16 protein-coding genes are annotated in these 22,224 nt (G+C 71.0%); 11 read left to right on the top strand and 5 right to left on the bottom strand.

The features are described from left to right. Nucleotides 1-332: 332 nt before the first annotated feature. Both groES and groL read left to right on the top strand, forming a co-directional pair. On the top strand, nucleotides 333-641 hold the full coding sequence (groES, locus tag BFF77_RS16035; protein WP_023539274.1) for a co-chaperone GroES: 309 nt from the start codon (nucleotides 333-335) through the stop codon (nucleotides 639-641). A gap of 101 nt (nucleotides 642-742) precedes the next feature. Further along, entirely contained in the window at nucleotides 743-2,368 is a 1,626-nt protein-coding gene (gene groL, locus BFF77_RS16030) for a chaperonin GroEL (RefSeq protein WP_066949657.1), read from the top strand. Nucleotides 2,369-2,504: 136 nt separating this feature from the next. Here the strand turns inward: groL and BFF77_RS16025 are convergent, their stop codons facing one another. The 3 genes from BFF77_RS16025 to BFF77_RS16015 all read right to left on the bottom strand — a co-directional run bounded on the left by BFF77_RS16025 (nucleotide 2,505) and on the right by BFF77_RS16015 (nucleotide 5,664). Next, the gene (locus BFF77_RS16025; protein ID WP_066949655.1) at nucleotides 2,505-3,278 is read right to left on the bottom strand and encodes an SDR family NAD(P)-dependent oxidoreductase; all 774 of its coding nucleotides are present in this window, start codon (nucleotides 3,276-3,278) and stop codon (nucleotides 2,505-2,507) included. Nucleotides 3,279-3,300: 22 nt separating this feature from the next. Then, the gene (locus BFF77_RS16020) at nucleotides 3,301-4,815 is read right to left on the bottom strand and encodes a multicopper oxidase family protein (RefSeq protein WP_079125207.1); all 1,515 of its coding nucleotides are present in this window, start codon (nucleotides 4,813-4,815) and stop codon (nucleotides 3,301-3,303) included. A gap of 147 nt (nucleotides 4,816-4,962) precedes the next feature. Further along, nucleotides 4,963-5,664 carry an MOSC domain-containing protein gene (locus BFF77_RS16015; RefSeq protein ID WP_066949652.1) on the bottom strand — a complete coding sequence of 234 codons (702 nt, stop codon included), beginning with the start codon at nucleotides 5,662-5,664 and terminating at the stop codon, nucleotides 4,963-4,965. Between the two features lie 90 nt (nucleotides 5,665-5,754). On the opposite strand from BFF77_RS16015, the gene BFF77_RS16010 reads away from it, so the two are divergent. Next, nucleotides 5,755-6,657 (top strand): LysR family transcriptional regulator, encoded by a 903-nt coding sequence (locus tag BFF77_RS16010; protein ID WP_066949649.1) that lies wholly within the window; start codon nucleotides 5,755-5,757, stop codon nucleotides 6,655-6,657. Between the two features lie 63 nt (nucleotides 6,658-6,720). Here BFF77_RS16010 and BFF77_RS16005 read toward each other — a convergent pair whose 3' ends face one another. Further along, complete coding sequence (locus BFF77_RS16005; RefSeq protein ID WP_066949646.1) at nucleotides 6,721-7,083, bottom strand: WhiB family transcriptional regulator; 363 nt, start codon at nucleotides 7,081-7,083, stop codon at nucleotides 6,721-6,723. A 424-nt stretch (nucleotides 7,084-7,507) separates the two neighbouring features. Between BFF77_RS16005 and BFF77_RS16000 the strand changes: the two genes are divergently transcribed. The 4 genes from BFF77_RS16000 (at nucleotide 7,508) to BFF77_RS15985 (ending at nucleotide 12,032) form a co-directional block, all read left to right on the top strand. Next, nucleotides 7,508-8,119: a response regulator transcription factor gene (locus BFF77_RS16000; protein ID WP_003948568.1), complete on the top strand. Its 612-nt coding sequence runs from the start codon at nucleotides 7,508-7,510 to the stop codon at nucleotides 8,117-8,119. Between the two features lie 324 nt (nucleotides 8,120-8,443). Then, entirely contained in the window at nucleotides 8,444-9,019 is a 576-nt protein-coding gene (locus BFF77_RS15995) for a sigma-70 family RNA polymerase sigma factor (RefSeq protein ID WP_066949642.1), read from the top strand. A 175-nt stretch (nucleotides 9,020-9,194) separates the two neighbouring features. Continuing rightward, the gene (gene guaB, locus BFF77_RS15990; RefSeq protein ID WP_066949639.1) at nucleotides 9,195-10,697 is read left to right on the top strand and encodes an IMP dehydrogenase; all 1,503 of its coding nucleotides are present in this window, start codon (nucleotides 9,195-9,197) and stop codon (nucleotides 10,695-10,697) included. Nucleotides 10,698-10,907: 210 nt separating this feature from the next. Further along, the gene (locus BFF77_RS15985; protein ID WP_066949663.1) at nucleotides 10,908-12,032 is read left to right on the top strand and encodes a GuaB3 family IMP dehydrogenase-related protein; all 1,125 of its coding nucleotides are present in this window, start codon (nucleotides 10,908-10,910) and stop codon (nucleotides 12,030-12,032) included. A 203-nt stretch (nucleotides 12,033-12,235) separates the two neighbouring features. On the opposite strand, the gene BFF77_RS15980 is transcribed toward BFF77_RS15985, so the two are convergent. Continuing rightward, the gene (locus BFF77_RS15980; protein ID WP_066949636.1) at nucleotides 12,236-13,498 is read right to left on the bottom strand and encodes a nucleotide sugar dehydrogenase; all 1,263 of its coding nucleotides are present in this window, start codon (nucleotides 13,496-13,498) and stop codon (nucleotides 12,236-12,238) included. 272 nt (nucleotides 13,499-13,770) lie between these two features. Between BFF77_RS15980 and BFF77_RS15975 the strand changes: the two genes are divergently transcribed. The 4 genes from BFF77_RS15975 to BFF77_RS15960 form a co-directional block, all read left to right on the top strand. After that, on the top strand, nucleotides 13,771-15,477 hold the full coding sequence (locus tag BFF77_RS15975; RefSeq protein ID WP_066949633.1) for a glycerol-3-phosphate dehydrogenase/oxidase: 1,707 nt from the start codon (nucleotides 13,771-13,773) through the stop codon (nucleotides 15,475-15,477). A gap of 236 nt (nucleotides 15,478-15,713) precedes the next feature. Continuing rightward, entirely contained in the window at nucleotides 15,714-17,690 is a 1,977-nt protein-coding gene (locus BFF77_RS15970; RefSeq protein ID WP_079125206.1) for a serine/threonine-protein kinase, read from the top strand. A 230-nt stretch (nucleotides 17,691-17,920) separates the two neighbouring features. Then, on the top strand, nucleotides 17,921-21,037 hold the full coding sequence (locus tag BFF77_RS15965; RefSeq protein WP_066949630.1) for a protein kinase: 3,117 nt from the start codon (nucleotides 17,921-17,923) through the stop codon (nucleotides 21,035-21,037). Nucleotides 21,038-21,255: 218 nt separating this feature from the next. Further along, nucleotides 21,256-22,224, top strand: a 969-nt coding sequence (locus BFF77_RS15960; protein ID WP_141698451.1) for a serine/threonine-protein kinase, incomplete at its 3' end; no start/stop codon positions are given.

Genomic DNA, 22,224 nt, shown 5'->3' with positions numbered 1-22,224 from the left:
GCGCGGCGTGTGCGTCCGGTGCGCGCGCCCGGTGGTGCGCGTCCGGGTGCGGGTCGTCGCACCGCCGCGCAGGCGTGTGCGTCGCTCGTACGACCGTGCGAAATCCAGGCCCCGCATGCGCGTTTCCTGATCGAGACAGAATCGCCACGCCCAGCCGTATTGGCACTCCGCTTGACCGAGTGCTAATCGCGGTCATAGTCTCAGGTCTGGCACTCCCCAATGGAGAGTGCCAAAGCGCGACTGGCAGGTCCGGCACCCGCGACGACGGATCGACCTGGTCGCCACCCTCAGACAGTTAACCCCGTGAGATCTCCGAAGGGGGAGGTCGGATCGTGACGACCGCCAGCACCAAGGTTGCCATCAAGCCGCTCGAGGACCGCATTGTGGTCCAGCCGCTCGACGCCGAGCAGACCACGGCCTCTGGCCTGGTTATCCCGGACACCGCCAAGGAGAAGCCCCAGGAGGGCGTCGTCCTGGCTGTCGGTCCGGGCCGTTTCGAGAACGGCGAGCGGCTCCCGCTCGACGTTTCCGTCGGCGATGTCGTTCTGTACAGCAAGTACGGCGGCACCGAGGTGAAGTACAGCGGCGAGGAGTACCTCGTCCTCTCGGCTCGCGACGTGCTCGCGATCATCGAGAAGTAATCACCCACGTTCGAGTTTGCTTGTGAACCGCGCCCCTGGCCGCCCTTCGATTGCCGGGCGGACAGGGGCGCGGTTCGTGCGAGAGGACAGAGAAAGCTCCCATGGCGAAGATCCTGAAGTTCGACGAGGACGCCCGTCGCGCCCTCGAGCGCGGCGTCAACAAGCTTGCCGACACGGTGAAGGTGACGATCGGCCCCAAGGGCCGCAACGTCGTCATCGACAAGAAGTTCGGCGCCCCCACCATCACCAACGACGGTGTCACGATCGCCCGTGAGGTGGAGATCGACGACCCGTACGAGAACCTGGGCGCGCAGCTCGTGAAGGAGGTGGCGACCAAGACCAACGACATCGCGGGTGACGGCACCACCACCGCCACGGTGCTGGCCCAGGCGCTGGTCCGCGAGGGCCTGCGCAATGTCGCCGCCGGCGCTTCCCCGGCCGCCCTGAAGAAGGGCATCGACGCCGCGGTCAAGGCCGTCTCCGACGAGCTGCTCGCGACCGCCCGTCCGATCGACGACAAGTCCGACATCGCCGCCGTGGCCGCGCTCTCCGCGCAGGACCAGCAGGTCGGCGAGCTCATCGCCGAGGCGATGGACAAGGTCGGCAAGGACGGTGTCATCACCGTCGAGGAGTCCAACACCTTCGGTCTGGAGCTGGACTTCACCGAGGGCATGGCCTTCGACAAGGGCTACCTCTCCCCGTACATGGTCACCGACCAGGAGCGTATGGAGGCCGTCCTCGACGACCCGTACATCCTGGTCCACCAGGGGAAGATCTCCTCGATCCAGGACCTGCTGCCGCTGCTGGAGAAGGTCATCCAGGCGGGTGGCTCCAAGCCGCTGCTGATCATCGCCGAGGACGTCGAGGGCGAGGCGCTCTCCACCCTGGTCGTCAACAAGATCCGCGGCACCTTCAACGCGGTCGCGGTGAAGGCCCCCGGCTTCGGTGACCGCCGCAAGGCCATGCTCGGCGACATCGCCACCCTCACGGGCGCGACCGTCATCGCCGAGGAGGTCGGCCTCAAGCTCGACCAGGCCGGTCTGGACGTGCTGGGCGCCGCCCGTCGCGTCACCATCTCCAAGGACGACACGACCATCGTCGACGGCGGCGGCAACTCCGCGGACGTCCTGGGCCGGGTCAACCAGATCAAGGCCGAGATCGAGGGCACGGATTCCGACTGGGACCGCGAGAAGCTCCAGGAGCGCCTCGCGAAGCTGGCCGGCGGCGTGTGCGTGATCAAGGTCGGCGCCGCCACCGAGGTGGAGCTGAAGGAGAAGAAGCACCGTCTGGAGGACGCCATCTCCGCGACCCGCGCCGCGGTCGAGGAGGGCATCGTCTCCGGTGGTGGCTCCGCCCTGGTGCACGCCGCCAAGGTGCTGGAGGGCAACCTCGGCAAGGAGGGCGACGAGGCCACCGGTGTCGCGGTCGTCCGCCGCGCCGTTGTCGAGCCGCTGCGCTGGATCGCCGAGAACGCCGGTCTCGAGGGCTACGTCATCACCGCGAAGGTGGCGGAGCAGGACAAGGGCCACGGCTTCAACGCGGCCACCGGCGAGTACGTCGACCTGGTGAAGGCCGGCGTCATCGACCCGGTGAAGGTCACCCGCTCCGCGCTGGAGAACGCCGCGTCCATCGCGTCGCTGCTGCTCACGACCGAGACCCTGGTCGTCGAGAAGCCGGCCGAGGAAGAGGCCGACGCGGGCCACGGCGGCCACGGCCACAGCCACTGACCGCCTTTCGCGGGTGAACCGCCGCCGCTCGCGCGGAGGTGATCGCCCGTCGCCGTGGTTCCTCGGGTGAGGGTCACGTCGAGGCACCGGGCCCGGTACTCCTGCGGGAGTACCGGGCCCGACGCGTCACCAGGGCCTACCGAGGCCCGTACTTGCGGCCCGTCTTCGAGGTGATTCCGCCGAGCAGGCCGCGCGGTGCCAGCTTCACCGCGCCCATCAGCGCCTTGTACCGGGGATCCGGTACGGACACCGTCTTTCCTCGGGACAGATCCACCAGGGCCGCCGCCACCAGTTTGTCCGCGTCGAGCCACATCCAGCCCGGGATGTTCTCCGTGCCCATGCCGGCCCGTTCATGGAACTCGGTCCGTACGAATCCGGGGCACAGCGCCATCAGCCGCACGCCCTGACCCGCCAGATCCCGGGCCACGCCCTGGGTGAACTGCACGACCCAGGCCTTCGAGGCGCCGTACGTACCGCGCGGTACGAACGCCGCCACCGACGCCACGTTGACGACTCCGCCCCGGCCGCGCTCCCTCATTCCCGCGACGCCCGCCGACGTCAGCCGCAGCACCGCCTCGCAGTGCACCTTGAGCATCGTCAGCTCGTCGGCCATGGCGACATCGAGAAAACGCCCCTTGTTGCCGAAGCCCGCGTTGTTGACCAGGAGATCGACCGGCTGTCTGCGGTCCGAGAGCCGCCTCTCCACCGACGCGATCCCGCTGTCGGTGGAGAGGTCGGCCGTCAGCACCTCGGCCTCGATGCCATGCCGGTCGTGCAGCTCGGTGGCCTGTTCCCGCAAGCGCGTGGTGTCGCGCGCCACCAGTACGAGATTGTGCCCGTCCGCCGCCAGCCGGCGCGCGAAGGCGGCACCGATCCCGGCCGTCGCGCCCGTAATCAAAGCAGTCGTCATACGCGGCACGTTAGTGCCTGAGTCAGTGCCCCTGGTGTGCGTGAACGGCAGATGGACGGCCCGCCCGCCGCCCCTTGTCGACCACCACGAACTGGCCCATCATTCCCTGGTCCTCGTGGTAGAGCAGATGGCAGTGGTACATGTACGGGGCATTCGGATCGGACGGTCCGTCGAAACGTATCGCCAGCTTCACCGTCGTACGGTCCGGAAGGAAGACGGTGTCCTTGGCGCCGCGCAGCGCCGGTTGCGGCTCGCGGCCGTTCACCGACAGCACCCTGAACTGCACACCGTGGACATGGAAGTTGTGCGGCATCCCGTTGGTGTTCCGTACGGTCCAGACCTCCGTGGTCCCGCGCGTGATCGTGTCGTCGATCCGGCCCATGCTCATCGGCCTGCCGTTGATCCCGGACACCTGGAGGTTGAAGAACCGTCCGCGCGCGGGATGCGAACCGCTCGGCAGGTCCAGCTTTCCGAACGCGGCGGGCAGCGCGGGCGAGTGACGCAGGTGCTTGCTCGCGCGCAGTTCCAGGATGTCGAAGGTGTCGTCGCCTCCGTTGAAGCGCTGGTTGTAGAAGTCCTGGCCGATGGAGAGCGGATAGTTGCGCAGTACGGTCCGCTCCCCGGGCCGCACCCTTACCACGATCTCGGCGCGCTCGCCCGGCGAGAGCTGGATCCGGTCCATGGACGCCGCCTTCTCCAGCAGTCCGCCGTCGGTGGCGATGAGCGAGAACGCGCGGCTGTCGTCGAAACCGAAGTCGTAGGTGCGGGCGGTCGAGGCGTTGAGGAGCCGCAGCCGTACGAGCTCGTCGCCGACCACGCGGTAGGGGTCGAGCGTGCCGTTCACCATCGTGCGGTCACCGAGGAAGCCGACCGTCTGCAGCACCCCGTGTCCGTGGTCGAACCGGGCTCCGTCGAACTTCACGTCCTGGACGATCAGCGGCAGATCGTTGACGCCGTAGGTGTCCGGCAGCCCGAGCCCGAGGGACTTCGCGTCGTCGAGGATGAACATCCCGGCCAGCCCGCGCTGCACATGGTCCTCGGTCTCACCGTGCGGATGCGGGTGGTACCAGAGCGTCGCGGCCGGCTGGTCGATCTTCCAGTGCGGCGACCAGGCCGCACCGGGAGCGACCATCTGGTGCGGGCCGCCGTCCATCTTCGCGGGCAGGCGCATCCCGTGCCAGTGCACGGTCGAGGCCTCGTCCAGTGTGTTCCGTACCCGCACCCGGACCTTCTCGCCGCGCTCGGCGCGCAGTGTGGGCCCCAGATAACTGCCGTTGAAACCCCAGGTGGGTGTCTTCGTCCCGGCCGTGAACTCGGTCTCGCCGGACTGCATCCTCAGGTCGAAGACCCGGGTGCCGTCGGGATCGACCGACGACTCGGCGAGCGGTGGTACGGCCAGTTCGTTGCGGAAGCCGCCGCGGCCGGCCGTGGTGACCTTGGCGCCGGAGTACACCCAGAGGAGACCGCCGCCGACCGCAAGGGCCAGAACGATCCCGATCGACAGCAGAATGATGAGGACGCGCTTGAAGCCAGACATGCTCAGAGCGTCCCGGCGGGCGCCACTCCACTTCATCGGGGGCGCCCCCGAGGCGCCCCCGAGACCCCGTCAGGCGCTCTCAGGGGCATCCCCTACGCATGAAGTATTCCGCCCAACAAGCCCCAGGTCAGGGCCGTTTCACCGATATTACCGTCCCTTGGGCAACCCTGATCCCGAGGCCGTTCCGCCGTCTTTGTGCCTCGCGACGTACTCGCGCGCCTTCCTCAGCTCCCGGGCATGGAGCGCCTCTCCGGCGGCGAGGACGCGCGGCAGCAGCGCGCGCTCGGTGGTGGCGGCACGGAACGCCATGGCGACCGTCACCTCATGGGCGGGCCGGTGGATGATCTCGACGGTGTCGCCGGCGCGGATCTCGCCCGGTGTGATCACCCGCAGATACGCGCCCGTCACGGCTTGTCCCGTGAAGCGCTTCATCCAGCCCGTCTCGCCGAGCCAGGCCTGGAACGTACGGCACGGAATCCGGCCGCTCGTGGTCTCCAGCACCACATCGGAGCCGATCCGCCAGCGCTCACCGATCCTCGCGCCATTGACGTCGAGTCCGCGGGTGGTGAGATTCTCGCCGAACGTGCCGTTGGGCAGCGGCCGGCCCAACTCCCTTTCCCAGAAGTCCAGATCCTCCCGCGCGAACGCGTACACCGCCTGGTCGCTGCCGCCGTGGTGGCGCAGATCGCAGACGGTGTCCCCGGCGAGACCGCTCCCGCCCTCGCCCGCCGGCCCCGGATCCGCCACCCGTACGGGACCGTCGGCGGGCCGCTTGTCGATCCCTGTCGCGCCCATGTCGGCGTACTCCACGGCCTTCGGCCGCCCCACATTCACGGTCAGAAGCTTCATACCGCCACGCTATCCGGCCTCATCGGGCTTGCCCTCAAACAATCCACCCGTCATCTGGTGATTCCCCCAAGGCTCTCTTATGGTGAGGGAATGATCGAGGCCCGTCATCTCCGAGTGCTGCGCACCGTGGCCGCCACCGGCTCCTTCTCGGCGGCGGCCCGTGCGCTGGGCTGCACACAGCCCGCGGTCAGCCAGCAGATGAAGGCGCTCGAAGCGTCCGCCGGCACTCCGCTGATCGTCAGGACCGGGCGGGAGACGCGTCTGACGGAGGCGGGCGAGGTGCTCGTACGGCACGCGACGGGCATCCTGGCCGGACTGGCCGCCGCGGAGGAGGAGATGGCGGCCATCGCGGGGCTGCGGACGGGCCGCGTCCGGCTCGTCTCGTTCCCGAGCGGCAGCTCCACCCTGGTGCCCACCGCGCTCGCCGCCCTGCGCGCGGCCCATCCGGGCACCCGGGTCTCGCTCGTCGAGGCCGAGCCGCCCGCCTCGGCGGTGATGCTGCGCGAGGGCGACTGCGATGTGGCGCTGGCGTTCCGGTACGGCGGCTCCGCCGCGGAGTGGGACGACCTGGTCGTGCGCCCGCTGCTGGTGGACCGGCTGGTCGGTGTGGTCCCGGAGGGGCACCGGCTGGCGGGCGCGGATGCGGGCTCGGGCACGGTGGCCATCGGTGAGCTGGCGGACGAGCCGTGGATCGCGGGCTGTCCGCGCTGTCGCAAGCAACTCGTCGACGCCTGCGAGGAGTCGGGATTCACGCCCCGGATCGATTTCGCGACGGACGACTATCCGGCCGTGATCGGCCTGGTCGCGGCGGGGCTGGGGGTGGCGATGCTGCCGGAGCTGGCGCTGGAGGCCGTACGCCCCAGGGGTGTCCGTACGCTCACGGTCGAGCCGTCGGTCCACCGGGAGATCGTCGCCCTGACGCTGCCGGATCTGGCGCAGGTGCCGGCGGTGGCGGCGACATTGGATCAGCTGGTGCTGGCCGCCGCGCGCTGATCCCTGGCGGGCGGAAGGGGAGTTGCAGAAACGTTTCTTCGTTGTGCTGGAGGTGCTTTCCGGTCAGTCGTCGGAGTGGCTGTCGTGGCTGTCATGGCCGTCGGCGCCATTCGTGCCCGGGGCCGAGGCCGACGCGGTGATCAGCCGGGTGCGCGCCCGCCCCATGAGCTCCTCGCGCTCGTCCTCGGTCAGCCCGCCCCACACCCCGTACGGCTCCCGTACTGCAAGCGCGTGCGCCGCGCACTCCGCGCGTACCGGGCAGCGCATGCACACCTCTTTCGCCGAGTTCTCACGCGCGCTCCGTGCCGCACCTCTCTCACCCTCCGGATGGAAGAAGAGTGAACTGTCGACACCACGACAAGCCGCCAGGAGCTGCCAGTCCCACAGATCTGCGTTCGGTCCGGGAAGGCGGGAGAAATCTGCCATTGCTCATGTCCCCTTGAAACCGTGCTAAGTGGATACGGGCCGCTTGGACGCCGGGTACGAGCCCGACGCGCAACTCGCACCGGTGCTCACGACCGTACATCTACTATCCAAGTAGATGTAAATATGACTCATTGCGAATCTAGCCACAGACACCAGTAAAAGTGAAGAAAAGCCGCCAAATAGGGCATAGCTCTGAGTGAGACCCCCACGACCTGCGGCGCGCTCCTCTGTGTCCGGCCCCTCACGGGGAGTGCCGAAGTCCGCCGCAAGACCCGTAACTCTTTCGAGTGACCGTCGTTGAGTGTGCGAGGCGGTTGACAGAACGAGCGCTCGGGCACATGTCCGAGGGCGTCAATCGCACTGGTGACGATATGTACCCAGCCTGGAGGCTCAAGGTGACGCGCATTAGCTGCGGAGGACGGTCATGACATCCGTCCTCGTCTGCGACGACTCCCCGCTTGCCCGAGAGGCGCTCCGCCGCGCGGTCGCGACCGTGCCCGGCGTCGAGCGCGTGACGACCGCGGCCAACGGCGAGGAAGTCCTCCGCCGCTGGGGCGCCGATCGGTCCGACCTGATTCTGATGGATGTACGCATGCCGGGCCTAGGCGGTGTCGAGACCGTCCGCAGACTGCTCTCGGCCGATCCCGGAGCCCGGATCATCATGCTCACGGTCGCGGAGGACCTGGACGGGGTCGCGCTCGCGGTCGCCGCGGGTGCCCGCGGTTATCTGCACAAGGACGCCTCGCGCGCCGAGCTGCGGGCGACCGTCACCCAGGCGCTCGCCGACCCGACCTGGCGGCTCGCGCCACGCCGGCTGCGCTCGGCGGAGATGGGCGCCGCGCCCACGCTCACCGCGCGTGAGATCCAGGTGCTCGAAGGCATGAGCCACGGCCGGTCGAACGCGGAGATCGGCCGTGAGCTGTTCCTCTCCGAGGACACGGTCAAGACGCACGCCAGGCGGCTCTTCAAGAAGCTCGGGGCCTCGGACCGCGCGCACGCGGTGGCGCTCGGCTTCCGCTGGGGCCTGGTCCGCTGAGGCAGAGGCCCGGTCCGCCGTGCCGGGCCCGGCCGCCGGGGCGGCAGGCCCGTCGCGGCCGGCCGCCGGTCCGCACCACCCGTCCGCCGCCGGGTCCTGTCCAGCCGGACAGGACCCGGGCGGGGCGGGGCAACGTACGCCCGTGCGCATCCGTTTCCCGCGCGATGCCGCATCCTTGAGGGTGTGGAGTTCCTCGGGGACGAGTCGGACGAGCGCGAGGGGAGGGCGCAGGGGATGAGTTCTGCCGCACCCGCTCATAACGCTTCGGTGCACAACTACGGACGCGGTGCCACCGATCAACAGCCGCCAAGGCACCATGGTCCGATGCGCGATGACGAGACCACGGTGATCGGTGCGCTCGTTCACCGTGCCGTCGACGGCGACGCACAGGCCACGCACGATCTCCTGGCCCGTGTGCACCCGCTCGCGCTGCGCTACTGCCGTACGCGGCTGAGCAGGCTGCCCGGCGACGCGCGGCACTTCGTGGAGGACCTCGCGCAGGAGGTCTGCGTCGCGGTCCTGATGGCGCTGCCGCGGTACCGCGACACCGGCAGGCCCTTCGAGGCGTTCGTCTTCGCCATCGCCGGGCACAAGGTCGCCGATCTCCAGCGGGCCGCCATGCGCCACCCGGGATCGACGGCCGTACCGTCCGACGAGATGCCGGAGCGGCCCGACGACTCGCTCGGCCCGGAGGAGCGCGCGCTGCTCAGCAGCGACGCCGAGTGGGCCAAGAAACTGCTGGCCAATCTGCCGGAGAACCAGCGCGAACTGCTGGTGCTGCGGGTCGCGGTCGGGCTGACGGCCGAGGAGACCGGACAGATGCTGGGGATGTCCCCGGGCGCGGTCCGGGTCGCCCAGCACCGCGCGCTGAGCAGACTGCGGGCGCTGGCGGAGCAGTGACACCGGCCGCGGAGCGGTGACACCGGCCGCGGTCCGGACCGTGGAACGGGCCGCGGTGTGTGACGCGATCGGCACCCGGGTGCGGAAGATCGGGTACGCGGGTGTGGAATGTGAGGCGTGTGGAGCCCGTTAGCATGGACATCCGCACCGATCAAGGCCATTTGGGGAAGGTGTCATGACTGCAAACGTCGACGGAGTGCCCGAGAAATTCGCGACGCTCGGGCTGACATACGACGACGTGCTGCTGCTGCCGGGCGCGTCCGACATGATGCCCGACGCCATCGACACCTCCTCGTACATCTCCAAGAACGTGCGGGTGAACATCCCGCTGCTCTCCGCGGCGATGGACAAGGTCACCGAGGCCCGGATGGCGATCGCCATGGCGCGGCAGGGCGGCGCCGGGGTGCTGCACCGCAATCTCTCCATCGCCGACCAGGCCAACCAGGTCGATCTGGTGAAGCGCTCCGAGTCCGGCATGGTCACCGACCCGATCACGGTCCACCCGGACGCGACGCTCTTCGAAGCCGACCAGCTCTGCGCCAAGTTCCGCATCAGCGGCGTTCCGGTCACCGACCGCGGCGGCAAGCTGCTGGGCATCGTGACCAACCGCGACATGGCCTTCGAGGCGGACCGTACGCGCCAGGTGCGCGAGGTGATGACGCCGATGCCGCTCGTCACCGGCAAGGTCGGCATCTCCGGTGTGGACGCCATGGAGCTGCTGCGCCGCCACAAGATCGAGAAGCTCCCGCTGGTCGACGACGCCGGGGTCCTCAAGGGCCTGATCACCGTCAAGGACTTCGTCAAGGCCGAGAAGTACCCGAACGCGGCCAAGGACAAGGAGGGCCGCCTGCTCGTCGGCGCGGCCGTCGGCGTGGCGGGCGACGCGTACGAACGCGCGCAGGCGCTGATCGAGGCGGGTGTCGACTTCATCGTCGTGGACACCGCTCATGGCCACTCCCGGCTGGTCGGGGACATGGTCGCCAAGATCAAGTCCAACTCCGCGGTGGATGTCATCGGCGGCAACATCGCCACACGCGACGGCGCTCAGGCGCTGATCGACTCCGGCGCCGACGGCATCAAGGTCGGTGTCGGCCCCGGCTCCATCTGTACGACGCGCGTGGTCGCCGGTATCGGCGTCCCGCAGGTCACCGCGATCTACGAGGCCTCGCTCGCCGCCAGGGAGGCGGGTGTCCCGGTCATCGGCGACGGCGGTCTCCAGTACAGCGGCGACATCGCCAAGGCCCTGGTCGCGGGCGCCGACTCGGTGATGCTGGGCTCGCTGCTCGCCGGGTGCGAGGAGTCGCCGGGCGAGCTGCTCTTCATCAACGGCAAGCAGTTCAAGTCGTACCGCGGCATGGGATCGCTCGGCGCGATGCAGTCCCGCGGCGAACAGCGCTCGTTCTCCAAGGACCGCTACTTCCAGGAGGGCGTGGCCTCCGACGAGAAGCTGGTGCCCGAGGGCATCGAGGGCCAGGTGCCCTACCGCGGCCCGCTCTCCGCCGTCGTCCACCAGCTGACCGGCGGACTGCGCCAGTCGATGTTCTACGTCGGCGGACGCACGGTGCCCGAGCTCCAGGAGCGCGGCCGGTTCGTACGGATCACCTCGGCGGGGCTCAAGGAGAGCCACCCGCACGACATCCAGATGACGGTCGAGGCGCCGAACTACACCAAGAACTGACGCGGCACCGTACGGACGCGGCGGCGGGCCGGCGGAGCGCCCAAGCGGCCGCCGGAACGCCGAGCGGTTGACGGAGCGCCGAGCGGATGTGCCCATGAGGGGCGGCCCCGGTGGTACGGGACCGCCCCTCAGTGGTGCGCCCGAGGTACCGGTGTGTCCGAGGTGTCCTGGATACTGGAGACGCAGACGCAGAGCGAAAGGCCACACATCGTGACTGAGATCGAGATCGGGCGCGGCAAGCGCGGTCGCAGGGCGTATGCCTTCGACGACATCGCCGTCGTCCCGAGCCGGCGCACCCGGGACCCGAAGGAGGTCTCGATCGCCTGGCAGATCGACGCCTACCGGTTCGAGCTGCCCTTCCTGGCGGCTCCGATGGACTCGGTCGTCTCCCCGGCGACCGCGATCCGGATCGGTGAGATGGGCGGTCTGGGTGTGCTCAACCTGGAAGGCCTGTGGACCCGGTACGAGGACCCGGCGCCGCTGCTCGACGAGATCTCCGGTCTCGACGGGCCGAGCGCCAACCGCAGGCTCCAGGAGATCTACGCGGAGCCGATCAAGGAAGAGCTGATCGGGCAGCGCATCAAGGAGGTGCGGGACTCGGGCGTGGTCACGGCCGCCGCGCTCTCGCCGCAGCGCACCGCGCAGTTCTCCAAGGCCGTGGTGGACGCCGGCGTCGACATCTTCGTCATCCGCGGGACGACGGTCTCCGCCGAGCATGTATCCGGTGCCGCGGAGCCGCTGAATCTGAAGCAGTTCATCTACGAGCTGGATGTGCCGGTCATCGTCGGCGGCTGCGCCACGTACACGGCGGCGCTGCATCTCATGCGTACGGGCGCGGCGGGCGTGCTGGTCGGCTTCGGCGGCGGCGCCGCGCACACCACACGCAATGTGCTGGGCATCCAGGTGCCGATGGCCACGGCGGTCGCGGATGTCGCGGCGGCCCGCCGGGACTACATGGACGAGTCCGGCGGGCGGTACGTCCATGTCATCGCGGACGGCGGTGTGGGCTGGTCCGGCGATCTGCCGAAGGCGATCGCGTGCGGCGCGGACGCGGTGATGATCGGCTCGCCGCTGGCGCGGGCGTCGGACGCGCCGGGCAAGGGACACCACTGGGGCATGGAGGCGGTCCATGAGGACGTGCCGCGCGGCAAGCTGGTGGACCTGGGCATCGTCGGGACGACGGAGGAGGTCCTGACCGGTCCTTCGCACATCCCGGACGGGTCGATGAACTTCTTCGGGGCGCTCAAGAGGGCGATGGCGACGACGGGTTACAGCGAACTCAAGGAGTTCCAGCGGGTCGAGGTGACGGTGGCGGACTCGCAGCACCGCCGCTGAGGCTGCGCCGCGCGGGGCCGCGCCCCGTACGGAAGGTGCCCGGACCGCGGGCCGGTCCGGGCACCATCATGTGGGTCGGAGGCCGAGGTGTTGGCTGACCGCATGCTCCACCCCGGCCAGCTCGTCCCGGTCGAGAGAGTGCACCGGGTCCCCGTGGACGAACGCGACGTCGGCTGTCGCGGCTCGGAGGCGTGTGCCGCGGCTCAGAGCCGGTGGGCCGCTCCCGCCGGGCTCGCTCCCCGGGTGTCCAGCAGGAGCTGTGCCTTGACCGCCAGGCCCTGGAGGTCGTACGTACGGTGGTGCTGGAGCAGCACCGTCAGATCGGCGTCGGCCGCGGCCTCGTAGAGCGAGTCCGCGCGCGCGACGGGCACCTGGCGCACCCGCCAGTCGGGGACGTACGGATCGTGGTAGCTGACCGTCGCGCCCAGGTCCATCAGCCGGCAGGCGATCTCCCTGGCCGGTGAGCTCTCCTGGTCGGCGAGGTCCTGCTTGTAGGTGACGCCGAGCAGCAGGATCCGCGCGCCGCGCGCGGACTTGCCGTGCTCGTTGAGGAGTGTGGCGCAGCGCTGGATGACGTACTGCGGCATCCGCGCGTTGATCTCCTGGGCGAGACCGACCATGCGGAGCGGATGGCCGGGAGTGCGGTCCGCGTGCGGCAGGCAGCTCGGGTCCATGGGTACGCCGTGGCCGCCCACACCGGGGCCCGGCCGGAAGGCCTGGAAGCCGAACGGTTTGGTCTCGGCGCAGCGGATCACGTCCCAGAGGTCCACACCGAGGTCGTGGCAGAGCACGGCCATCTCGTTGACGAGCGCGATGTTGACATGCCGGAAGTTGGTTTCGAGGAGCTTGACGGTCTCGGCCTCGCGCGGACCGCGCGCCCGTACGACCTTCTCGGTCAGCCGGCCGTAGAACGTGGCGGCCGACTCGGTGCAGGCCGGGGTGAGGCCGCCGATCACCTTGGGGGTGTTGGTGAGGCCGTGGGTGCGGTTGCCCGGGTCGAGCCGGCCGGGGGAGTACGCGAGATGGAAGTCGCGTCCGGCGCGCAGGCCCGAGCCGTCCTCCAGGATGGTGCGCAGGAAGCCCTCCGTGGTGCCGGGCGCCACGGGCGACTCCAGCAGGACGGTGGTGTGCGGGCGCAGCCGGGCGGCCAGTGCGCGGGCCGCCTCGCCGACCGCGCTCAGATCCGGGGTGCGGTCGGGGCCGAGCGGCGTGGGCGCGCAGATGACGGCGGTACGGACGCGGCCGAGATCGGTCGGGTTGGTGGTCGGCCGGAAGCCGCCCGAGAGCATCCGGCGGATCTCGGAGGCGGTGAGCGAGCCCTCGACCGGAGGGTGTCCCGCGGCCAGTTCGGCGACGGGCCACGGGTCGGTGTCGTAGCCGATGGTGTCGATGCCGGCGGCCACGGCGGCCTGGGCGAGGGGCAGGCCGAGGTGGCCGAGACCGATGACGGCGAGATCTGCGGGCACGGTGGTGGCCGTCCTTCCCGTAGCCGAAGTGGACAGTGAGCGCAAGCCCGGTGGACAGAATGGGGAAGCGCAATGTCAGACTAGGCTTAAATATGACCGTTATGCGGTATTGCGCGGCCGGGCAAGGGTGTTTCTCCGCGCGTTCGTCCCCGTGCTTCCGGTTGTCACCCGGGGTGTGACCGGTGTTATCCACAGGCGGTGGCTGAAGTCGTGTGGTGCGGACAGAATCGATGGGGTGAGCCCGACCAGACGGGGGACTACGGGAGGCAGCGGTGAGGACAGCGAGACTGGGACCCGCCGAGCGCTTGCGGGCGCTCGCGGCGATGGCCGAGCGTGAACTGGACGTGCTGGTGGTGGGCGCGGGTGTGGTCGGGGCCGGGACCGCCCTCGATGCCGTGACCCGTGGGCTGTCCACCGGACTTGTCGAGGCGCGCGACTGGGCGGCCGGCACGTCGAGCCGTTCGAGCAAGCTGATCCACGGCGGGCTGCGCTATCTGGAGATGCTCGACTTCGCGCTGGTGCGGGAGGCGCTCAAGGAGCGAGGTCTGCTGCTGGAGAAGCTGGCACCTCATCTCGTGAAGCCGGTGCCCTTCCTGTACCCGCTGCGGCACAAGGGCTGGGAGCGGCTCTACGCGGGCTCGGGCGTCGCGTTGTACGACGCGATGTCGGTGTCGTCCGGGCACGGCCGGGGGCTGCCCGTCCACCGCCATCTCTCGCGGCGGCGCGCGCTGCGGGTGGCGCCCTGCCTGAAGAAGGACGCGCTGGTGGGCGCCCTGCAGTACTACGACGCCCAGATGGATGACGCGCGCTATGTGGCGACCCTGGTCCGTACGGCGGCGACGTACGGCGCGCAGGTGGCCGGCGGCGCGCGGGTCGTGGGCTTTCTGCGGGAGGGCGAGCGGGTCGTCGGCGCCCGTGTGCAGGACGTGGAGGCCGGCGGCGAGTACGAGATCAGGGCCAGACAGGTCGTCAACGCCACCGGGGTGTGGACGGACGACACCCAGGGGCTGATCGCCGAGCGCGGACAGTTCCATGTCAGGGCCTCCAAGGGCATCCATCTCGTCGTGCCCAAGGACCGGATCCACTCCTCGACCGGGCTGATCCTGCGCACGGAGAAATCCGTCCTGTTCGTGATCCCCTGGGGACGTCACTGGATCATCGGCACCACCGACACCGACTGGGATCTCGACAAGGCCCATCCGGCGGCCTCCAGCGCCGACATCGACTATCTGCTGGAGCGGGTGAACGCGGTGCTGTCCGTCCCGCTGACCCGGGACGACGTCCAGGGCGTGTACGCGGGCCTGCGCCCGCTGCTGGCCGGGGAGTCGGACGCGACGAGCAAGCTGTCGCGCGAGCACACGGTCGCGCATCCGGTGCCCGGCATGGTGGTGGTCGCCGGCGGCAAGTACACGACGTACCGGGTGATGGCCAAGGACGCGGTGGACGAGGCGGTGCACGGCCTCGACCAGCGGGTGGCCGAGTGTGTCACGGAGGACATCCCGCTGCTCGGCGCGGAGGGCTATCACGCGCTGTGGAACGCGCGAGCGAGGATGGCAGCGCGCACCGGCATCCATGTGGCGCGGGTGGAGCACCTGCTGAACCGGTACGGGACGCTGGTGGAGGAACTGCTGGAGATGATCGCCGCCGATCCCGCTCTGGGTGAACCGCTGGCGGCGGCCGACGACTATCTGCGCGCCGAGGTGGTCTACGCGGCCTCGCACGAGGGAGCACGCCATCTCGAGGACGTGCTGACCCGGCGGACCAGGATCTCGATCGAGACCTTCGACCGGGGCACCCGCAGCGCGCGGGAGTGCGCGGAGCTGATGGCGCCGGTGCTCGGCTGGGACAAGGACCGGATCGAGCGGGAGGTCGAGTACTACGAGAAGCGGGTGGAGGCGGAGCGGGAGTCGCAGCGGCAGCCGGACGACCAGACGGCGGACGCGGCTCGGCTCGGTGCGCCGGACATCGTGGCGATCTGACGGCGGCACGGCCGCGCCGGCCGTGTTCGCTGTATCTTCTGTCACTCCGTTCCCATCAGCCACTCACGTACCCAGCACATTTGTGTCAAGTGCGAACAAGGCCATGATGTATCCAGGCCCCGGGAGCGGTGACGGTCCCGGAGTGAGGGACAATGAAGGCTCTGTCAGGGCGCGTTACGGCACCGCGCGGGCGGGCGGCAGTCGCGGGCCAGGATCAGGGATCGCAGAGGGGACGCATGTCGGAGTCGGAGCAGTCGCGGGACACGGCGCAGGAGCCCCAGCGGGACGAGGAGAAGAGCGCCCGGGACGAGGAGAAGAGCTCCGGCGCCGTCAGCACCCCGGAAGGACGTCTGCTCGCGGGCAGATACCGGCTCGGCGCGGTGCTCGGCCGCGGCGGTATGGGCACGGTGTGGCGGGCCCTCGACGAGACGCTCGGCCGTACGGTCGCGGTGAAGGAACTGCGGTTCCCCTCCAGCATCGACGAGGACGAGAAGCGCCGGCTCATCACCCGTACGCTGCGCGAGGCCAAGGCGATCGCCCGGATCCGCAACAACGGCGCGGTCACGGTCTACGACGTCGTGGACGAGGACGACCGGCCCTGGATCGTCATGGAGCTGATCGAGGGCAAGTCGCTCGCCGAAGCCGTCCGCGAGGACGGCGTACTGACACCCAGGCGCGCCGCCGAGGTGGGGCTCGCGGTTCTCGACGTGCTGCGCTCCGCGCACCGCGAGGGCATTCTGCACCGCGATGTGAAGCCGTCCAATGTGCTGATCGCCGAGGACGGGCGCGTGGTGCTCACGGACTTCGGCATCGCCCAGGTCGAGGGCGACCCGTCGGTCACCTCCACCGGCATGCTCGTCGGCGCTCCCTCGTACATCTCGCCGGAGCGCGCCCGTGGCCACAAGCCGGGGCCCGCCGCCGACCTCTGGTCGCTCGGCGGTCTGCTCTACGCGTCGGTGGAGGGCTGCCCGCCCTACGACAAGGGCTCCGCGATCGCCACGCTCACCGCCGTGATGACCGAGCCGCTCGATCCGCCCAAGAACGCGGGCCCGTTGGAGGAGGTCATCTACGGGCTGCTGGCCAAGGATCCGGCGCAGCGGCTCGACGACGCGGGCGCGCGGGCGCTTCTCAACGACATCATCGAGGCCCCCGAACAGCCGCCGGGCGTGCCGGAGCCGGGCCCCGACGCCACTCGGGTCGTACCGCTGCCGCCGCTGCCCGCCGAGGACAAGTCCGCGCGGACGGCCGTGGGTTCCGCCGGTGACACGGGCGGGGACCGGGTGCGCGACGCGCTGCGCTCCGTGCGCGACGCCGCTTCGGTGACGCCGGGCACCGGGCAGCGGCCCGAGCCGGACCAGCCGTCACGGCCCGCGCCGCCACGCGCCTCGCTCACCGATGTGGTGCCCCGGCGCACGCTGGTCATCATCGCCGTCGTGGCCGCGCTGGCCCTGGTCTCCACCGTCCTGATCGTCGCCCTCAACGGCGGGGACGACAAAGGGGCGGAGAAGGGCACCGACGCCACGGCGTCCTCGACGGGCGCCGCCGAGGGCGACGCCAAGGACGACAAGGACCAGGGGCGGAGCCCCGAGCCGGACAAGAGCGCGAACGGCGCCGGCCGGGGGAGCGCGACGGCCTCGGCCGGAAAGGGGTCCGGCGACTCCGGTTCCGGTTCGGACACGTCGGGTGACTCCGGCGATTCCGACGACTCCGGTGACCCGGGTGACTCCGGCGGCAAGGAAGCCGGGAGCGGCACCCTGCCCGCGGGATACGCCACGGTGACCGACGGGCGGTTCCGGTTCTCGATGGCGATGCCCCGGGGATTCCACCGAACGGGCATAGCCGGCCAGAACTCGGGCGGCATCTACAGCGCCGACGGCGGATTCCCGCGCGTCCAGGTCGACTTCAACGACAGTCCGACCGACGACGCGGTGGCGGCGTGGCAGGGTCTTGAGCCGGCGGTCAGAGGCAGCAGCAGCAAGTACGCGCTCATAGGCATCAAGAAGGTCGACTACAAGGGCTATCCGACCGTCGCCGACTGGACCTTCGAACGGAACGAGAGCGGGCGGCGCACCAGGGTGCTCGACCGGGGCTTCAAGATCGACGCCGAGCGCGGCTACTCCATCATGATCACTTGCGCCGCGAGCGAGTGGGACCGGAAGGAGTGCGTGACGCTGCGCGAAACGGCGTTCGGCACCTTTCAGCCGAAGGGCTGACCGGACCGGCGGGTTCCGGCCGTCGCGGTGACCGGCTCCGTGATCGGCTTCCGGCACCGGACGCAAACGTTCCGCAGCGGGTTGTCCCGACCCTGCGGCATGTTTGCCTGCGGCCACGTATCGTGAGAACCCGCGAACCGTACGCATCCACAATGAGCCGGTAAACGACCGGAATTGGCGGTTTCGCGGGTCTCCGGGACCGGGAGACAGCGTGTTTGCGGGGAGGCGTTGTGGACGACTACGCGGGGCGGGTGCTGGCCGACCGCTATCGCCTGCCGTTGCCGCCGTCCGACGAGTACGAACTCGTCGAGACCCGGGCGTTCGACACGTACAGCGGGCAGGAAGTCCTCGTCAGACAGGTGCCGTTGCCGGAGGTCGTGGAGGCCGAGGTCGTGGACGCGGAGGGGACCGCCGCGCCGCGCCGGGTCCCCGGACGCGCGCCGCGCAAGGCCACCGACCCGGCGGTGCGGCGGGCGATGGAGGCCGCGCAGAGCGCGGCCCAGATCCCCGACCATCCACGGCTCGACCAGGTCTTCGACGTGTTCGCGGACGGTGGCTCGCTGTGGATAGTGAGTGAACTCGTCGCCGCCAGACCGCTGGCCGCGCTGCTCGCCGAGAAGCCGCTGAACCCCTTCCGGGCGGCGGAGATCGCCTCCGACGTGCTCACCGCCGTACGCGTGCTGCACGCGCACGGCTGGACCCACCGGAACATCACCGTGCGTACGGTGCTCGTCTGCGACGACGGCCGGGTCGTACTGACCGGGCTCGCGGCGGGCGCGGCGGAGGAGGCGCTGTGCGGATACGCGCCGGTGCCCGAGCCGCCCGACCAGCGCGGGCCCGCCGAGCCGCCCGGCCACGCCGCGCCGCTGGGCTCCGGCGGACAGCCGGACGCCGGGCGGCAGCTGGGCGCCGACGAGACCTCCGGCACCGCCGGGCGGCTCGGCGGCGATCCCGGATTCGCGGCCACCGAACAGCTCGGGCAGGGGGAGCGGTTCGCGCGGCCGGAGGCGCCGGCGGGCCGTGGGGCACCGGAGCTGCCCTACGATCCCGGGCCGACCGCGGGAGTGCCCGGAGCGCCGGGCCGGGCCGCGCTGGGCCCCGGCCAGGCCGCGCAGAGCCCCTACGGCGACGGCACCTCGTCCGGCACGTCCGGCGCGATGCCGCGTCCGCACACCGGTACACCGGGAATCCCCGCTCCGTACGGCGCGCGCGGCGCGCTGCCCGGCGGGACCGCCTCGGGAGACATCCGGGCCGCGCGCGCCGGTGCCATCGCGGCCTACCGCGCGGGAGCGCGCGCCGCCGCGCGCGCCAGCGAGGACCAGCGCGCCTCCGGCAAGGGCGGGCCCGCGGTGCCGCCGCTGCCGGAGCCCTCCGGCGGCACGGCCCTGCCCGAAGGCGGCACGGGCCCGCAGGAGCCGCCGCGCGGCGGCTCCAACGACCCGGACTGGTGGGCCCAGCCCGGTACGTCCGGGCGGCCGGACGCCGACGAGGGCGGCGAGCCGCCGACGCCCCACCGCGCCGAACTGGCCGGCACCTGGCGCGACGGCCCGGCGCCCTGGAACGACGCCTCGGGCTCCGTCCCGGCGGGCGGCAGCCCGTACGGCCCGGACTCGGCGGGCCCCTTCGCGGCCGGCAGCGGCGCGGGCGGGTCCGGGACCGGGCAGGGCGGCGAGATCGTCATGGCCCGTGGCGCGGACACGCCGTACTCCGGGCCCGGCAGCGGTCGCGGCGGCGGCGGTGGCGGCGGCTGGCCGTCGGGCGGCGCGAGCGACGCGCTGCGCGCCGACGCCCAGCGGGAGACCGTACGGCTGCCCGCCGTGGCCGGACAGGGCGCGGGCACCGGGCGATGGGACGAGGTCGTGGCGAGCGGCTCCGTGCCCGCCTACCGGGGCCCCGCCACGCCACTCGCCGCCGAGCGCGCCCGGCAGGCCCGTATCGCGATCGTCGGAGCGGTCACGGAGCGCTGGGCGCCCGAGCAGGCGGGTCCCGTCCACGAGAACTGGCAGCTCGCGCCGCCCATCGGCCCCGCCACCGACCTGTGGGCGCTCGGCGCGCTGCTCTACCGCGCGGTGCAGGGACATGCCCCGTACCCGGAGGAGAGCGCCGTCGAGCTGGTCCAGCTCGTCTGCGCCGAGCCGCCCGCCTTCGCCGAGGAGTGCGGTCCGCTGCGTCCCGTCGTCGAGTCGCTGCTGCGTCAGGACCCGACCGAGCGGCCGGACTTCGAGGAGCTCCGGGGCTGGCTGCGCTCGCTCGTCAGGTCGGCGCCCGAACCGGAGGCCGGGCTGGACGTCGTACCGATACCGGCGGACGAGACACGGCTGCCGATAGTGCGCCGGCGCGGCGAGCTGGTGCGCAGGCGCCGTGGGCGCAAGGGCGACGCGGGACGTCACCGTCACAAGAAGGGCAAGGAGCGCAAGGAGAAGGCCGGCAGGGCCGGTCTCGAAGAGCAGCGGCAGTACCAGCACGAGCACCAGCACGAGCACCCGTCCGAGCCCGAGTTCCAGCAGGCCGAGGCGCAGGAGCACCCGCAGGCGCGCCCCCATCCCCGGCCGTACGAGCCGGAGGAGTCGTACGACCGGCCGGAGCGGTTGGAGCGGCGCCCGGACAGGTCCGAGAGGAGCGGCGGCCGAGGCCCGCGCTCCCTGGGCCGTGTCCTCCTGGTGCTGATACTGCTCCTGCTCGTGGGCGCCGTCGTGTACGCGGTGATGTTCATGCCCAGGGCCGGTACGAGCGGACAGGGCCGGAGCGTCGGCGAGGCGACGCCCGGCGCGTCCTCCGCGCCGCGGCCCTCGGACGCCCCGAGCACCGCGGGCCAGGGCTCGGGCGAGGCGGATCCCACTCCCTCGGATCCCGCCACCTCGGCTCCGCAGGCCACCGGCTCGGCCGCCGATCTCGCCGACGGATACGTCCTGCGCGAGGACCCGGAGGGCTTCCGGATCGGAGTCGACAAGGACTGGCAGCGGAGCCCCATCAACGACAGCGGGCAAGTCCGCTATGTCGGCGGCGACTTCACCCTGATCGTCGTCCCGGGCCGGGACAGCGTGGCGGACAACGGCGGCGACCCGATGGCGTACCAGCGCGACAAGGAGCGGGAGCTCCAGCCCTTCCGGGACTCCTCCTGGGCCACGGCCTCCGGGCTGCGCCGGATAGACGTGGGCCGGCAGGCCATGGCGGAGGGTCAGTACACCTGGCAGGACAGCAGCGGGCGCGAGGTCTTCGTACGGAACCTGGCCATGATCGTCGACGGCCGGTACCACATCATCCAGGTCATCGGCCCCGACAGCCAGCGTGACCAGGTGGACGAGATGTACGAACAGGCCATCAGCGCCTACCGGGTGACCGGCTGACCGGTCGCCGCCCTCGGCGGCGTGCCGGTGCCGGTGCCGGTGCGGCGTCCCCGCGTCACAGTGCTGTTCCCGTGCGCCACCCGAGGTTCCGTGTCCGCGGGTCGCCTCCGTAACCTGTGGTCCCAAGGAACAGGGCGGGGGACGTGGATCATTCACAGAGCACGGGCACGGGCGCGGGGACGGGTGCGGGCGCGAGTACGGGTGCGGGCACGGGGCTGGTGCTCGCCGGGCGCTACCGGCTCGGCGAGACCATCGGCGTCGGCGGCATGGGCAAGGTGTGGCGCGCGCACGACGAGGTCCTGCACCGGATCGTCGCCGTCAAGGAGTTGACGGCGGGACGCTATGTCTCCGAGGCCGATCGGGCCGTACTGCACCAGCGCACCCAGAAGGAGGCACGGGCCGCGGCGCGTATCACCCATCCGGGTGTGGTCACGGTCCACGACGTCCTCTACCACGACGACCGGCCGTGGATCGTCATGCAGTACGTCGACGGCCCCTCGCTCGCCGACACCACGAAGGAATCGGGTCCGGTGGGCTTCCGTGAGGCCGCCAGGATCGGGATCGAGGTGCTGGGCGCGCTCTGTGCCGCCCATGCCGCCGGTGTGCTCCACCGTGATGTGAAGCCGGGCAATGTGCTGCTCGCGCGCGACGGCCGGGTACTGCTCACGGACTTCGGTATCGCGGCGATCGAAGGCGATTCCACGATCACCAGGACCGGTGAGATCGTCGGTTCCATCGACTATCTGGCACCCGAACGGGTACGCGGCGGCGATCCGGGCCCCGCCTCCGACCTCTGGTCGCTGGGCGCCACGCTCTACACGGCGATCGAGGGCACCTCACCGTTCCGCCGCTCCTCGCCGCTCTCCACCATGCAGGCCGTGGTCACGGACGAGCCGGACCTCCCGGGCCGGGCGGGACCGCTGGCACCGGTGATCGCCGCGCTGCTGTGCAAGGACCCGGCGGGACGGCCCGCAGCGGCCGAGACCGAGCGGATGCTGCGCGCGGTACTGGAGGGACGTGCGTCCGACACGGCACAGGCGTACGCGCCGACGCAGGTCGTGCCGAGCGGCGAGCCCTGGTCGGCCACCGCGCCCGCGCCGTCCCTCGCGCCCGGACCCGCGCTCGCTCCCGCCGCCGGTCCTCCCGCCACGATCCCCGCCGGCCTGCCCGCGAGCGCCGGGCCCGGC

Source organism: Streptomyces lushanensis (genome assembly GCF_001700515.1).
GTDB classification, from domain to species: Bacteria; Actinomycetota; Actinomycetes; order Streptomycetales; family Streptomycetaceae; genus Streptomyces; species Streptomyces lushanensis.
Note: the sequence above shows the minus strand (reverse complement) of the source record. Positions and strands in the feature narration are given on the sequence as shown.